Consider the following 14,729-nt stretch of genomic DNA (forward strand, 5'->3'; position numbering starts at 1 on the left):
TCCAATCGAACGGCTTGTCGAGTTTTTCGGCAGAAATATTTAACCGTTGGGGCGTTAAAGTATATACATGGACAGATCCACTCAAAGGTTGGGATGGCAGAAATACAGGCGGTACTGAAATGTCAGCCGGAACGTATTATTATCTCATCAACGCCACGGGAGTTGATGGAGTGAAATATGCAGAAAAAGGATTTATTACGCTTATACGATAAATAAAATTATCTAAAAAAGGCGCCTCGAAAAAATAATTTTTTGAGGCGCCTTTTTTTGCTTCTAAAAATTATTTTTTCGATCCTTCTTTTTTCTTTTCGTGAAATTTTATAAAGAAATAAGTGTCCGATATTTTTCTATTTTTGTAAGCCTTAAAAAAATATTTTTTCACCATGGAAGATGTAGCCACTTTGATGTCTAATTGTAGTAACGACGAATTGTTCGAGTTTGTGCATGAAAACACAAAGTATGAAGAGCTCGCTGTTCTCGGGGCTTTACAGGAATTAGACAAGCGTGGAAAAATGGACGATTTTGCTAAAAAGCTACAAGCGCAGCTACAAATTCACCTTCAAATCCAATCAGATAAAGTACAGATCATTGATCCGCAAATTGAACTTTTTTCTGAATGGACTGTTTTTGGATTTGCACTTTTTTTCTCTCCACTTTTTGGTGCTATTTTGTTGGCTTATAACATGCGCAAAATTGGAAAATCTAACAAAATAATTTTCCCAATTTTATTCGGATTGTTTTATTCAATTGGCGAAAATTTGTTACAACAACAAATTTCAAACACAGCTGCTTCGTATATTGTTTCGGTCATTGCTACACTTGTCGGAGCAATTATAATTAAAGAATTATTTTGGAAATTGTACATCGGAAAATCAGCGGCTTATACCAAAAAAAGTAATCTCGTTCCTATTTTAATTGGATTAACTATGTTTTTGTTTGTGATGGCTGTTTTAATTCATAATGGAGGAATTCCAACTTTGAAAAATTAATTTTCCGAATCCATATTTAACATTTTCCACACCATTTCCGATTCATAACCTTTTCCGATAAAATAACGAGCCGCTTTGTATTTATCTGTTTTTGATTTTTCTTTCGATAAATCGGGATATTTCTTTTCAAGTAATTTTTTTAAATTTTTCCGGCTATCGTTATCATCCAGAATTTGCAATGCTTTTTTGATAGAATAAGCAGAAATTTTTTTCTTTTTCAGTTCATTTTCAATTTTAATTTTCCCCCATTTTTTGATACGAAATTTTCCGCCTGCAAATGCTTTTGCAAAACGTTCTTCGTTCAAAAAATTATCAGAAATCAACTGCGAAATTATTTTCTCTACATCACTTGAATACAATCCCCATTCATATAATTTATTACGTAACTCTTGCTGGCAGCGTTCTTGGTACGCGCAATATTTTTCAGCTTTCTGCAAACCGATAGTTACATCCGTAATTTTTATTTTTTTCTTTTCTTCCATTTACAATCGTAAAAAAGATAGTTTTGCGCTGCACCAAATTACAGGAAACTGTCGGTTCATCAAAAAAAATATTTTGAAAAACAAAAGCGCGCTTATTTTATTGCTTGCCGCAAATATTATTTCGGGATTTGCACAAGGCATCAGCATGCTTGCTATTCCTTGGTATTTCACGAGTATGCTCGGAAAAAATTCTTTTTTTGGCATTGTTTATTTAGTGATAACATTTGCATCTGTATTTTGGAGTTTGTATGCAGGAACACTCATTGATCGCCATTCTCGAAAAAAAGTTTTTATCAGTATCAATATTGCAGGAGCTGTTATTCTCGGTTCTGTAGCGGGTTTCGGATTTTATACCGGCAACGTTCCTGTGTCCTTGGTGATATTGGTTTTTGGCGCTACTATTTTTATTTACAACGTGCATTATCCCACGCTTTATGCCTTCGGGCAAGAAATTACAGAACAAAAAAATTACGGAAAAATAAATTCTTTTATCGAAGTACAAGGACAAGCAACTACTATGTTTTCTGGGGCTTTTGGAGCTATTTTACTTGCAGGAACTACGCATTGCATAATCAATATTATTGGTTTTCGGATTCACTTGCCTTTTGATATTGTGCCTTGGTCTTTACAAAAAATATTTTTGATGGACGGAATTACTTACCTCATTGCACTTGTTTTAATTGGAAGCATCAAATATGTTTCTGCTGAAAACTTAGAAATCCACACAGGCAGCGTAAAAGAGCGCATTCAAATGGGAATTGATTTTCTGAAAAACAAACCTGAATTATTTTTTTTCGGTATCGTAACGCTTTCTATTTTTATTGTGTTGATAGTTGAAGATCGCCTGTTGATGCCACTTTACGTGAACAATCATTTGCAACAAGGCGCAGATGTGTATGCGTCTTCCGGAATTTATTATACCATCGGCGCTATTTTTTCTGGATTTTTTATCCGAAAAATTTTCAAAAATACGAATGCTGTAAAAGCGATAATTGTGTTGATGATCATCACAATTATTATTTTATTGACAACTTCTTTTACGAGAAGCATTGCTGTTTTTTTCGCCTTTTCTTTATTAATTGGATTAACCAATGCTGGAGCGCGTATTTTACGAATTACTTATTTGTTTGAACGCATTCCGAATAACCGTATGGGGCGCACAGGAAGCGTGTTTTCGGTCATCAGTACATTAACACAAGTTTGTTTTATCGGCGTTTTTTCTATCCCATTTTTTTCAATTGGTTCGCACGTAACCTGGGCTTATTTTATAGATACGATTTTTATATGTGTTTGTCTTTTTGTGCTTGTATCACAATACAAAAAATTGACCTCAGAAAAATTATTTTTTTGAAGGCTAAATTTTGTATAATAAAACGCGGTTCCAAAAATTATTTTTTCGAAGTCTCTTTTTTTCATTCTCCATTTTTAATTCTGAATTTTTTTAGCTGATGCGAATCCAGTTGGCACTATTTTTATTGAGTTTTTGAAGTTGTTTCGCGATGTTCGCATTTTCGGGTTTCGATAAATCGACATCCGTATTCAATGTTTCTTCGGCAATATTTCTCGCCAACAATAATAATTGTGCATCTTTTGCTAAATCAGCTAAGCGCAAATCAAGTACTCCACTTTGGCGCGTTCCGGCAATATCGCCTGGTCCGCGCAATTTTAAATCTACATCGGCAATTTCAAAACCATCGGTGGTGCGCACCATTGTTTCCATTCGCAGTTTCGAATCGGTTCCTAATTTATAAGAAGTCATCAAAATGCAATACGATTGATCAGCTCCTCTTCCCACTCTTCCGCGTAATTGGTGCAATTGTGATAAACCAAAACGTTCCGCACTTTCAATAATCATAACGCTGGCATTCGGCACATTTACGCCTACTTCAATAACAGTAGTTGCCACCATAATTTGTGTTTCGCCTTTCACGAAACGTTGCATTTCCATTTCTTTTTCTTTCGCTTTCATACGTCCGTGCACAATGCTTACGCGATAATCGGGCAACGGAAATTCGCGCGAAATACTTTCGTAACCGTCCATCAAATCTTTGTAATCCATTTTTTCAGATTCTTCGATAAGCGGATAAACGACATAAATTTGTCTGCCTTTTTTAATTTGTTCTTTCATAAAAGCAAATACTTTTAATCGCTGCGAATCGAAACTATGTTTTGTCTGAATCGCTTTTCTGCCGGGCGGCATTTCGTCAATAATGGAAATATCTAAATCGCCATACAAAGTCATGGCAAGTGTACGCGGAATGGGCGTTGCAGTCATTACCAACACATGAGGTGGCTGTGTATTTTTTTTCCACATTTTAGCGCGTTGTTCCACACCAAAACGATGTTGCTCATCAATCACTACCATTCCCAAATTTTTAAATTGTACCGTATCTTCCAACAAAGCATGCGTACCGATAAGAATATGTGTAGTTCCGTTTTGTAAAAGTTCGTGAAGTTGTTTGCGTTCCTTGGTTTTAGAAGAACCCGTCAATAAAGCCACATTCAGATTCATTCCTTTTAATAATTCTGAAATGGTCTGAAAATGTTGATTGGCAAGGATTTCCGTTGGAGCCATGATGCACGCTTGAAAACCATTATCAATCGCAATCAACATAATCATCAATGCGACTAAGGTTTTCCCGCTTCCTACATCACCTTGCAATAAACGATTCATTTGTTTTCCGCTACCAATATCTTGGCGAATTTCTTTCACGACGCGCTTTTGTGCGTTGGTTAATTCGAAGAGTAAATTGTGTTCATAAAAATGATTAAAATACGCTCCAATTTTTGAAAATAAATATCCGCGGTATTCTTTTTTGCGCACCAATTTTAATCTCAATAATTTTAATTGGATGAAAAAAAATTCTTCGAATTTAATACGCATCTCTGCTTTTTTAAGCATTTCTGGACTTTCCGGCAAATGAATATTTTTCAATGCTTCTTCGCGCGAGATAAAATTGAGCGTATCCACAATCGGCACAGAAAGCGTTTCAGAAATATTATTTTTCAAAAGAGAAATCACCGTTTTCTGAAGTTTTGCAATGCCTTTTGTATCGAGTCCGCGCGATTTTAATTTTTCGGTTGTATTGTAAATCGGCTGCAAAGCACTTGCAAACAAAGTATTTTCGTCGCTCAATTCATCTGCATCTGGATGCGGAATATTAAATTTTCCATTGTATAACGCGGGTTTCCCAAATACAATGTATTCGGTATTCGGTTTAAATTTATCCTCCATCCATTTAATGCCTTGAAACCAAACTAATTCCACTGTTCCGGTATCGTCCGCTAATTGTGCCACAAGACGTTTCGCACGTTTTTCTCCAACTGTTTTTAAACTAATAATTTTTCCGCGCAATTGCACGTAAGGTAAATCGGCCGTAATTTCTTTCACTTTGTAAAAACGCGTACGATCCACGTAACGAAAGGGATACCACGTTATTAAATCGCCGTAAGTAAATAATTGCAATTCTTTTTTCAACAAATCTGCGCGCTGTGGACCAATGCCTTTCAAGTATTCAATCGGTGTGTCTAAAAGCGAATTCATGTATGAAAAAATATTTTTTTGTAAAAGTAAGAAACTGTTTAAGATTTTAATTTTCCATTTATCATCTTTGAGAAATAAGATTTGTAAATCCTCATTTGAAAAATTATTTTTTTGAAGCTCTTTTTTCTTGATCCAAAAAGGTGTTTGAAAAATTATTTTTTCGAAGGACTTTTTTTCCGATTCTTTTTCGAAAGATATCTATCAATATATTACGAAAAAAAACTATTTTTGGGGTTCGATATTCGTGAAGGATATTTTTGTCAATTACAATAAAAAGTTTAATTTTAGTTTTTTGAAAAAATTTTTATACTCGTTTTTTAGGTGAAAGATAAAGTAGTAATCGTAACAGGAGCATCGTCCGGCATAGGACGATCGTGTGCAATTGCTTTCGCAAAAAGGAAGGCAAAAATCGTGTTAGCAGCAAGGCAGCAAGATAAATTAGATGAATTAACGAAAATCATAGAAGCGATGGGCGTTGAAGTACTTGCTGTTAAAACGGATGTACGCAGCGAACAAGATTGCATTCATCTCATCGAAAAAACCGTTGCACGTTTTCATACCATTGATATTTTGATAAACAATGCGGGAATTTCAATGCGCGCTTTATTCGAAGACCTTGAGCTAAAGGTGATTCGCGAAGTGATGGATACTAATTTTTGGGGCGCTATTTATTGCACCAAATATGCCTTGCCTTATTTATTGAAAAGCAAAGGATCCGTAGTTGGAATGTCATCTATATCTGGCAAAAAAGCCTTACCGGGACGCACCGGATACTGCGCTTCCAAATTTGCATTGGAAGGCTTTTTGGAAACATTGCGATTGGAAAATCTGAAAACAGGCTTACATGTGTTGATTGCTTGTCCGGGATTTACGGCTTCCAATATCCGCTTTACCGCGCTGGCAAAAGATGGCAGCGTGCAAGGAGAAAGTCCGCGCAATGAAGAAAAAATGATGCAACCCGAAGAAGTAGCGGAACATTTAATTGATGCAATAATCAAACGCAAACGAAATATTGTTCTCACCACGCAAGGAAAATTAGTATTGTGGATTAATAAATTTTGGCCGGCAACTTTAGATAAAATCATTTACAATCAAATGTCAAAAGAGCCTGATTCACCGTTAAAACAGCCTTCTTGAAAGAGTAAATAAAATAAGAAAAAGAATTCAAAAAAATAATGGCAGTATTTTTGATATATCAGCAATCACTAACAAAAAAAAATTATGAAACTATTTATTAAATTTTCAGCAATAGTGGTTGTACTCAGTGCAATGTCTTGCTATCCAACTCGTGTTGTTTATCGTGACCCGCCGCCACCACAGCAAGTTGTGCAGGCGCCGCCACAGCAACCGTATAGTCAAGGATACAATCAAGATCAATATGCACAAGATCCTCAGCAACCTTCATCATATCAAACTTTTTATGATAATTTGAGTCCTTATGGAGAATGGATTAATTCTCCTGAGTATGGTTATGTTTGGAGACCGAATGTAGGAGGTGATTTTCAACCTTATGCAAGCAATGGCTATTGGGTAATGAGCAATTATGGTTGGACATGGAAATCCAATTACCAATGGGGTTGGGCAACTTTCCATTATGGACGATGGGCACAAGATCCAATGTATGGTTGGATGTGGATTCCTGGAAATACGTGGGGTCCTGCATGGGTATCTTGGCGTCAAACAGGAAGCGACTATGGTTGGGCACCAATGGGACCTGGTATGGAAGTGAATGCGTCCTACGGGAATAATTATGCGAATAATTACAATATTCCAAATAATCAATGGGTTTTTGCACCTCGTGGACAAATAAATAATCAAAATGTGAGCAATTATTACGCTCCTCGCGAACAAAACAATACGATTATTAGTAATTCTACTGTGATTACGAATACCACTAATAGTAATACTGTTAATAATACAACAAACAACAATACTACAAACAATAGCACTGTTGTGAATAATTATTATGGTAGCGGAAGTGCTAATAATACTAATGGAAATGGAGGAACAAATGGAAATGGTTCAGCTGTTACACCAAATTCAATCTCAAATTATCCTGCAGGACCAAGAGCAAGCGAGGTAGAGTTAGCCACAGGAACAAAAATAACACCTGTTATGATTGTTCAAAGCAACCATCCAGGAACCTCTGTAAAAAATGGCCAAATGCAAATTTATCATCCGATAATTACGGCAAACTCAAAAACACCAGCTCCTGGTGTGCAAGCTCCAGCTCCCAAAAAAATTACACCAGTAGAAAATCTTAAGCCAGTTGCTCATCCCGAAAATGGTAGTAACGTGAAAAGCACTTTTTTCCCTACTAAAAATAGTACGACCGAGCCAGTAAGACCAAATAATACCCAGTCGGAACCGGTAAGACCAAATAATCCAGAGCCAGTAAGACCGAATAATCCAGAACCAGTAAGACCGAATAATCCAGAACCGGTAAGACCGAATAATCCAGAACCGGTAAGACCGAACAATCCAGAACCAATAAGACCGAACAATCCAGAACCAGTAAGACCGAATAATAACAATCAAGAAAGAAGGCAAAACAATGCGCCTAAAATGAATAATAATAAAAAAGTTCAACCACAACATCCTCGTCCGGCTAAGGTCAATAATCCGAAACCGCAAAAAAAAGAACAGAAAATGCAAGAGGATAAAAAGGCAAATTTAGGATAGTAATAAATATTAAATAATTCTTACGCATCGCCTCGATTTTTCATCGGGGCGATGCTTTTTTAGAGAGAAATGTGTTCTATAATACGCTTTGTTGCGCCACTATTTTCCTGAATATATACAATTGAATTGCGAGAAATTTCTTTTCGTCGGATGTCATTTTTAGACAGTTCGAAAAATAATTTTTCAAAAACTTCGGATGAATCAATCGGAAAAGCAACTCCTTTGTTTATCAAATCAATTGCTTCTTTAAATTTACGATAATTTGGTCCGAAAATAATAGGCATTCCGAAAGTGGCTGCTTCTAAAATATTGTGAATTCCCTTTCCGAAACCACCGCCGATATAGGCAATTTCAGCATATTGATACAAGGACGAAAGCATTCCGACATTGTCAATGAGCAGTATATTTGCCGACTTTATATTTTTTTCGTTCGCTTGAGAAAGTCTTAAAAAATTATTTTTTTCGAAGCGTGAAATAATCGATTGGATACGACTTTCATTTACTTCATGCGGAGCAATAATCAATTTAAAATTGGCTTCCGAAAAAGGCGTTTCAAAAATTATTTTTTCATCTTCTTCCCAAGTGCTACCTGCTAAAATTATTTTTTTATCTGCTTTAAATAATACTACTAAATTATTTTCTGGGGCATTTTTGGAAATCTCTAAAACGCGGTCGAATCGAGTATCTCCACTTATTATTGTGTTGGTATATCCAATCGAATTCAATAGTTTTTCAGACAATTCATCTTGCAAAAAGAAAAACGTAAACACACTTAATTGTTTGCGAAACCAACTACTGTATGATTTTAAAAAATAATGATTTTTTCTGAAAATTCCGGAAACGAGATAGGTCGGAATTTTATTTTTTTTCAGTTCACTTAAATAATTAAACCAAAATTCGTATTTCACAAAAAACGCTGCAACTGGCTTTATCGTTGAAATAAATCGTTTCGCATTCGCGGAAGAATCCATCGGTAAATAAAAAATAAAATCGGCACCAGAATACTTTTTTCGAATTTCATATCCCGAAGGAGAAAAAAAAGTAAGTAAAATTTTGTGCTCCGAAAATTTTTTTTTCAACGCCTCGATCAGCGGTCTGCCTTGCTCAAACTCCCCCAAAGAAGCGCAATGCACCCAAATTATTTTTTGTGTTCCGGAAATTTTTTTTTCGATGTTTGAAAAATTATTTTTTCGACCATCCCGCCACAAGCGCGCTTTCGGATAAAAAAAAGCAGCTAAGCGAATCATTTGATGGTACAAAAAAATAAAAGTATTGTACAAAAATTTCATTTCTGGAAATTTTTTTTCAAACGTTAATTATAGTAATATCTGTTGGTAATGTTGCGGTAGAAGGGGAGCATCCAGCCGATTCGAAATCCATAAAGCAAATCAATTCTGTTGGAAGTATTGCTAATTCGAAGATCGTATTCATACGGATAAACGGCGTTGGTAAAGGCTTCTGTGATTTCAAAACCTCCAAAAAAATTAAGCATGTGCTGCGTCCCAAAATATTGGTAGCCTAAAAATTGAGTTAAATTAATTCCGGCCGTGAGCCTTTCGTAGCCTTTTTTGTAAGTATCACTCAACTGGTACGCATTGTCTTGCAATACCACTATTTTTATTTTGTGTTGAATGTATCCGATGCTGTTTGTGAATAAAACGCCTGAATTTTTATTGGCTTGCCAAAGCGGTAAAATTTTGCCGACAAGTGCGTTAATCATAAATCCTTCCTCCGACAAACGAATTTCGGCATAAGTTCCGTTCTGATCAATCACATAGCCATCTTGCGTTGAAATACTATCTAAAATACCATATTCCTTTACATTGTTACTGAACAAATAACTACCTTCTAAACCGTATATCCAGTTGTTTCGTGTTTTGTGAAGAATGCGTAATCCAATATTTGAATTAGCTCCGAAACGCTTCGCCAAATCGCCTCCTGGAATTTGAAATGCGTACGATGGCGCCACATACGTGAATTGAAGTAAAGAATCTTTTACATCCACTTGCGCGTAGCTTGTTAGCGACAAGCCGAAGAAAATAAATAGTGCGAAAAAATATTTTTTCATTTCAAAAAATTAGGCTAAAGTACGTTTTTTTATCAAAAAAATCGCTGCGGAGTTTAAACAGCAGGAGAAACAGTAAAATGGAAAAATCATTATATTCGTAGTAATTTTTAAATAAAAATAAACGGAAGGTTTAGTTTATTTTAGAATTGTAATTAACTCTTAAAGAGACTCATCAGAAAATAAGCAAAGGAATATGAAAAAAGAGATTTGGCTAAAAACTAATTTTGCTGATAAAAAAACTCCAGATTGGATTTGTCCTTACTGTAATTCTGGAATTTTAAAACTCGACACATTTAAAAAATCAGAAACAGCTTTGTCTCGGAGCTACCATTCTGACGATGGTTGGGAACCTGAATTTAGTAGATATACTTTTAGTGGAAGTCTAATTTGTCAAAATTGTAATGAATTCGTATCATTTTTAGGCGATGGAAGTGAAGAGTTTTCTAGTGATTATGACAATCGTGATGATTATCATGAAATAAATTATTCATTATATTCACCAGTATACTTTCATCCAACATTACAATTATTTGAATTAAATTCAAACTGTCCTATAGCGATTGAAAGAGTAATAAATGAATCATTTGCATTATATTGGAATGATTTAACTTCTTGCGTAAATAAAATTAGAGTTTCGCTTGAACTTTTAATGGATGAATTTAAAGTTAAGAAGATACTTGTTAATAAAAGAAAAAAGCAGCAACGACTTTCACTTCATCATCGAATTGAAGAATTTAAAAATGTCAAACCTGAAATTGCAGAATACTTACTTGCAATTAAATGGATTGGTAATGCAGGTAGTCATATCGGCACTTTAGAAAAAATAGATATTTTAGAGACTTATGAATTACTCGAATTGTCATTAAATAAACTATATGACGATACTGAGAAAAAATTGAAAAAAATTGCAAAGGAAATAAATAAGAGAAAAGGAAAAATAAAAAGGAACTAAGTATAAAAACCAACTCTCATTTTCTCTCAATTCATCATTCCAAAAATACTTATCTTCGCACATCCAAAAAAATAATTTTACAGATGGAAAAAACGATGAAAAAAATCCACATGGTTGATACACGTGGACAATACGAAAAAATTCAAACTGAAATTGACGAAGCGGTTTTAAATGTCATTCGCTCTTCTCAATTTATCGGCGGACCGGAAGTAAATTCTTTTCAGCAAGAACTGGCTTCTTACTTAGATGTGAAAAACGTAATCGCTTGCGCGAATGGTACCGATGCTTTGCAAATTGCGATGATGGCGCTGGGTTTAAAACCTGGTGATGAAGTGATAACCGCGAATTTTACGTACGTGGCTACTGCCGAAGTAATTGCTTTGCTGGGACTAAAACCTGTTTTGGTGGACGTTCATCCCGATACTTTTGATATTGATATAAACGCCATTGAACGCGCCATTACTCCACATACAAAAGCCATTGTTCCAGTGCATCTTTTCGGGCAATGTGCCGATATGGAAAAAATTATGTCGCTCGCAAAAAAATATAATTTATTTGTGATTGAAGACGTGGCGCAAGCCATTGGCGCGGATTATACTTTTTCGGATGGCTCGAAAAAGAAAGCTGGAACTATCGGAACAATTGGTTGCACTTCGTTTTATCCTTCTAAAAATTTAGGTTGTTATGGAGATGGCGGCGCTATTTTTACGAACGATGACGCACTCGCAAAAAAAATAAATATGATTGCCAAACACGGACAATCTGTTCAATATTATCACGATGTGGTGGGCGTTAATTCTCGTTTAGATGCTATTCAAGCAGCCATTCTTCGCATCAAATTGAAACATTTAAACAAGTATGCAGAAGCTCGGAATAAAGCTGCGGCTTACTACGACAAAGCGTTAGCGAATCACCCGAAAATAAAAATTCCGGCGCGTGCAAAAAATTCCAATCACGTTTTTCATCAATATACTTTGGTTTTAAATGGTATTGACAGAGAAAAATTCAAAACACATTTGGAATCAAAAGCAATTCCGTGCATGATTTATTATCCGGTTCCGCTTCATTTACAAAAAGCATATACTGATCCACGCTACAAAGCAGGCGATTTTCCAGTAACAGAAAAATTATGCGCGAACGTTGTTTCGCTTCCAATGCATACTGAATTAGACGAAGAAACATTGAAATACATAACCGATTCTATTTTAGAAATTGCAAAATAAAAACCTCAAATTTAAACAATGAATATTGCAGTTATAGGAACCGGATATGTAGGATTGGTAACAGGGACGTGCCTTGCCGAAACAGGAAACAATGTAATTTGTGTTGATATTAACGAAGAAAAAGTGCGTAAAATGCAGGACGGAATTATTCCTATTTACGAGCCTCATTTGGATACTTTTTTTCATCGCAACATAAAAGCTGGAAGATTAAAATTCACTACTAATTTAGCAGAAGCTGTTGCATCGGCAAAAATTATTTTTCTGGCATTACCCACACCTCCAGGCGAAGACGGCTCTGCAGATTTGAGTTATATACTTGGCGCAGCAAACGATTTAGGAAAAATTATTTCCGATTATAAAGTTATTGTAGATAAAAGCACCGTTCCAGTTGGCACTGCCGAAAAGGTAAAAAAAGAATTTTCGAAACATTCAAATTGCGATGTAGATATTGTTTCTAATCCTGAATTTTTACGCGAAGGTTTTGCGGTGGATGATTTCATGAAACCAGACAGAGTAGTAATTGGAACAAGTTCCGAGCGTGCAAAAAAGATTATGGAAGAACTTTACAAACCGTATGTCCGTCAAGGAAATCCGATTTTATTTATGGACGAAAAATCTGCGGAACTTACTAAATACGCTGCCAATGCATTTCTCGCCACCAAAATTACCTTCATGAATGAGATTGCCAATCTCTGCGAAAAATTAGGCGCAGATGTGGATGCAGTCAGAATTGGAATTGGTTCGGACGACAGAATTGGGAAACGATTTTTATTTCCTGGAATAGGTTATGGCGGAAGTTGTTTTCCAAAAGATGTGCAAGCATTAGAGAAATCGGCGTCGGATGCGAATTACGATTTTCAAATTCTTACTTCCGTAATGCGCGTGAACGAAAAACAAAAAACAATTATCGTTCCCAAAATAAAAAATTATTTTTCAAACAACTTAAAAGGAAAAAAAATTGCTTTGTGGGGTTTGGCTTTTAAGCCAGATACCGATGATATCCGCGAAGCTCCAGCACTTTATATTATTGATGAATTACTAAAAGCGGGTGCAATTATTAGTGCGTTCGATCCGGAAGCAATGGAAAATGTAAAAAAATTATTGGGTGATAAAATATCTTTTGCGAACGATCATTACGATGCCTTGAAAGATGCAGATGCTTTACTTATCGCAACGGAATGGAGTTTATTTAGAACTCCAGATTTTGAAAAAGTTTCTTCCTTACTCAAAAACAAAGTTATTTTTGACGGACGCAATTTATACAGCAATCAACAAATGAAAGAATTGGGATATTATTATTGTTCCATCGGTCGCGAAATAGTAAAATAAATTTATGAAAAGAGTTTTAATTACAGGCGCAGCAGGTTTTTTGGGTTCGCATTTATGCGATCGTTTTATCAAAGAAGGATATCACGTAATTGCGATGGATAACCTGATAACAGGCGATTTACGCAACATTGAACATTTGATGAAATTGGAGCATTTCGAATTTCATCACCACGATGTTTCCAAATATGTGCACATAGCTGGCGATTTGCATTACATTTTGCATTTTGCCTCTCCGGCAAGTCCGATTGATTATTTAAAAATTCCGATACAAACATTAAAAGTAAGTTCGCTCGGAACTCACAATTTATTGGGTTTAGCTAAATCGAAAAATGCGCGTATGTTGATTGCATCCACTTCTGAAGTATATGGCGATCCCTTGGTGCATCCGCAAACAGAAGATTATTGGGGAAATGTAAATCCGATTGGTCCACGCGGAGTTTATGACGAAGCAAAGCGCTTTCAAGAAGCAATTACGATGGCGTATCACACGTATCATAAATTAGAAACGCGCATTGTCCGTATTTTTAATACGTATGGTCCGCGCATGCGACTGAATGATGGAAGAGTTTTGCCGGCATTTATAGGGCAAGCTTTGCGTGGCGAAGATTTAACGATGTTTGGTGATGGAAGCCAAACGCGTTCGTTTTGTTATGTAGATGATTTGGTGGAAGGTATTTATCGTTTGTTGTTGAGTGATTATGTTTATCCTGTAAACATTGGTAATCCGAGTGAAATTACAATCAAAGAATTTGGAGAAGAAATTATAAAACTCACAGGAACAAAACAAAAATTAGTCTCCAAACCTCTTCCGACTGATGATCCGAAACAGCGCAAACCAGACATTACACGCGCACAAGAAATACTTGGTTGGAATCCAAAAATAAATCGTGCGGAAGGTTTAAAAATCACTTACGAATATTTCAAATCTTTACCGAAAGAAGAATTATTCAAATCAGAGCACCGCTTTTCGTAATTCTTTTATTTATTACGTTTGAAAAAATAATTTTTTGGAGGCTCTCTGCCCTTGTTTTTTTCTACTTTTGTTTCTGAAAAAATAACGTAATGAAAATTTCATACAACTGGCTTAAAAATTATATTGATACCAATCTTCCTGCCGAAGAAGTGGCGAAAATGCTTACGGATTGTGGTTTAGAAGTAGAGTCGTCAGAAAAATTTCAATCGCTGAAAGGCGGTTTGGAAGGTTTGGTAATAGGACAAGTAAAAACAAAAGACAAGCATCCGGATGCCGATAGATTGAGCATTACAACAGTTGATATTGGCGCGGAAAATGTGTTGCATATTGTGTGTGGCGCATCAAATGTGGAGGCAGGACAAAAAGTAGTTGTAGCAACAATTGGTGCGATTTTATATCCGACAACAGGAGAATCTTTCGAAATAAAAAAATCAAAAATACGCGGACAACTTTCCGAAGGAATGATTTGTGCCGAAGACGAAATTGG

At 35.7% G+C, this 14,729-nt stretch carries 14 protein-coding genes; 10 read left to right on the plus strand and 4 right to left on the minus strand.

Going from position 1 to position 14,729, the window contains the following annotated elements; genetic code table 11:
* On the plus strand, positions 1 to 212 hold a 212-nt coding region (locus tag ABIZ51_11655), incomplete at its 5' end, for a gliding motility-associated C-terminal domain-containing protein (protein MEO7089439.1).
* Positions 213 to 383: 171 nt separating this feature from the next.
* Positions 384 to 989 (plus strand): hypothetical protein, encoded by a 606-nt coding sequence (locus tag ABIZ51_11660; GenBank protein ID MEO7089440.1) that lies wholly within the window; start codon positions 384 to 386, stop codon positions 987 to 989.
* On the opposite strand, the gene ABIZ51_11665 is transcribed toward ABIZ51_11660, so the two are convergent.
* On the minus strand, positions 986 to 1,471 hold the full coding sequence (locus ABIZ51_11665) for a RecX family transcriptional regulator (GenBank protein MEO7089441.1): 486 nt from the start codon (positions 1,469 to 1,471) through the stop codon (positions 986 to 988). The two genes, ABIZ51_11660 and ABIZ51_11665, sit on opposite strands and share 4 nt — an antisense overlap.
* Positions 1,472 to 1,544: 73 nt before the next feature.
* Here ABIZ51_11665 and ABIZ51_11670 point away from each other — a divergent pair, with 73 nt between their 5' ends.
* Positions 1,545 to 2,822 carry an MFS transporter gene (locus ABIZ51_11670; protein MEO7089442.1) on the plus strand — a complete coding sequence of 426 codons (1,278 nt, stop codon included), beginning with the start codon at positions 1,545 to 1,547 and terminating at the stop codon, positions 2,820 to 2,822.
* Between the two features lie 90 nt (positions 2,823 to 2,912).
* Here ABIZ51_11670 and recG read toward each other — a convergent pair whose 3' ends face one another.
* Positions 2,913 to 5,015: an ATP-dependent DNA helicase RecG gene (gene recG / locus ABIZ51_11675; GenBank protein ID MEO7089443.1), complete on the minus strand. Its 2,103-nt coding sequence runs from the start codon at positions 5,013 to 5,015 to the stop codon at positions 2,913 to 2,915.
* 321 nt (positions 5,016 to 5,336) lie between these two features.
* Here recG and ABIZ51_11680 point away from each other — a divergent pair, with 321 nt between their 5' ends.
* Together ABIZ51_11680 and ABIZ51_11685 are read left to right on the plus strand one after the other, a co-directional pair.
* Positions 5,337 to 6,152, plus strand: a complete 816-nt coding sequence (locus tag ABIZ51_11680) for an SDR family oxidoreductase (protein MEO7089444.1) — start codon at positions 5,337 to 5,339, stop codon at positions 6,150 to 6,152.
* Positions 6,153 to 6,236: 84 nt separating this feature from the next.
* Complete coding sequence (locus tag ABIZ51_11685; protein ID MEO7089445.1) at positions 6,237 to 7,697, plus strand: DUF6600 domain-containing protein; 1,461 nt, start codon at positions 6,237 to 6,239, stop codon at positions 7,695 to 7,697.
* 59 nt (positions 7,698 to 7,756) lie between these two features.
* Here the strand turns inward: ABIZ51_11685 and ABIZ51_11690 are convergent, their stop codons facing one another.
* A complete protein-coding gene (locus tag ABIZ51_11690; protein ID MEO7089446.1) occupies positions 7,757 to 8,986 on the minus strand; it encodes a glycosyltransferase N-terminal domain-containing protein in 1,230 nt (409 codons plus the stop codon).
* 23 nt (positions 8,987 to 9,009) lie between these two features.
* The gene (locus tag ABIZ51_11695; GenBank protein ID MEO7089447.1) at positions 9,010 to 9,765 is read right to left on the minus strand and encodes a hypothetical protein; all 756 of its coding nucleotides are present in this window, start codon (positions 9,763 to 9,765) and stop codon (positions 9,010 to 9,012) included.
* A 193-nt stretch (positions 9,766 to 9,958) separates the two neighbouring features.
* Between ABIZ51_11695 and ABIZ51_11700 the strand changes: the two genes are divergently transcribed.
* The 5 genes from ABIZ51_11700 to ytpR all read left to right on the plus strand — a co-directional run.
* Positions 9,959 to 10,717, plus strand: a complete 759-nt coding sequence (locus tag ABIZ51_11700) for a DUF4145 domain-containing protein (protein MEO7089448.1) — start codon at positions 9,959 to 9,961, stop codon at positions 10,715 to 10,717.
* A 95-nt stretch (positions 10,718 to 10,812) separates the two neighbouring features.
* The gene (locus ABIZ51_11705; protein ID MEO7089449.1) at positions 10,813 to 11,940 is read left to right on the plus strand and encodes a DegT/DnrJ/EryC1/StrS family aminotransferase; all 1,128 of its coding nucleotides are present in this window, start codon (positions 10,813 to 10,815) and stop codon (positions 11,938 to 11,940) included.
* A gap of 18 nt (positions 11,941 to 11,958) precedes the next feature.
* A complete protein-coding gene (locus ABIZ51_11710) occupies positions 11,959 to 13,269 on the plus strand; it encodes a UDP-glucose/GDP-mannose dehydrogenase family protein (GenBank protein MEO7089450.1) in 1,311 nt (436 codons plus the stop codon).
* 4 nt (positions 13,270 to 13,273) lie between these two features.
* The gene (locus tag ABIZ51_11715; GenBank protein ID MEO7089451.1) at positions 13,274 to 14,242 is read left to right on the plus strand and encodes a UDP-glucuronic acid decarboxylase family protein; all 969 of its coding nucleotides are present in this window, start codon (positions 13,274 to 13,276) and stop codon (positions 14,240 to 14,242) included.
* A gap of 89 nt (positions 14,243 to 14,331) precedes the next feature.
* Positions 14,332 to 14,729 (plus strand): YtpR family tRNA-binding protein (ytpR, locus tag ABIZ51_11720; protein ID MEO7089452.1); only part of this gene is annotated, 398 nt, incomplete at its 3' end.

The organism is Bacteroidia bacterium (assembly GCA_039924845.1).
GTDB lineage: Bacteria > Bacteroidota > Bacteroidia > DATLTG01 > DATLTG01 > DATLTG01.

Coding starts and splice junctions, on each gene's coding strand:
- ABIZ51_11690 (MEO7089446.1), bottom strand. CDS start 8,986: ATGAAATTTTTGTACAATACTTTTATTTTTTTGTACCATCAAATGATT.
- ABIZ51_11665 (MEO7089441.1), bottom strand. CDS start 1,471: ATGGAAGAAAAGAAAAAAATAAAAATTACGGATGTAACTATCGGTTTG.
- ABIZ51_11700 (MEO7089448.1), top strand. CDS start 9,959: ATGAAAAAAGAGATTTGGCTAAAAACTAATTTTGCTGATAAAAAAACT.
- ABIZ51_11715 (MEO7089451.1), top strand. CDS start 13,274: ATGAAAAGAGTTTTAATTACAGGCGCAGCAGGTTTTTTGGGTTCGCAT.
- recG (MEO7089443.1), bottom strand. CDS start 5,015: ATGAATTCGCTTTTAGACACACCGATTGAATACTTGAAAGGCATTGGT.
- ABIZ51_11705 (MEO7089449.1), top strand. CDS start 10,813: ATGAAAAAAATCCACATGGTTGATACACGTGGACAATACGAAAAAATT.
- ABIZ51_11660 (MEO7089440.1), top strand. CDS start 384: ATGGAAGATGTAGCCACTTTGATGTCTAATTGTAGTAACGACGAATTG.
- ABIZ51_11695 (MEO7089447.1), bottom strand. CDS start 9,765: ATGAAAAAATATTTTTTCGCACTATTTATTTTCTTCGGCTTGTCGCTA.
- ABIZ51_11685 (MEO7089445.1), top strand. CDS start 6,237: ATGAAACTATTTATTAAATTTTCAGCAATAGTGGTTGTACTCAGTGCA.
- ABIZ51_11710 (MEO7089450.1), top strand. CDS start 11,959: ATGAATATTGCAGTTATAGGAACCGGATATGTAGGATTGGTAACAGGG.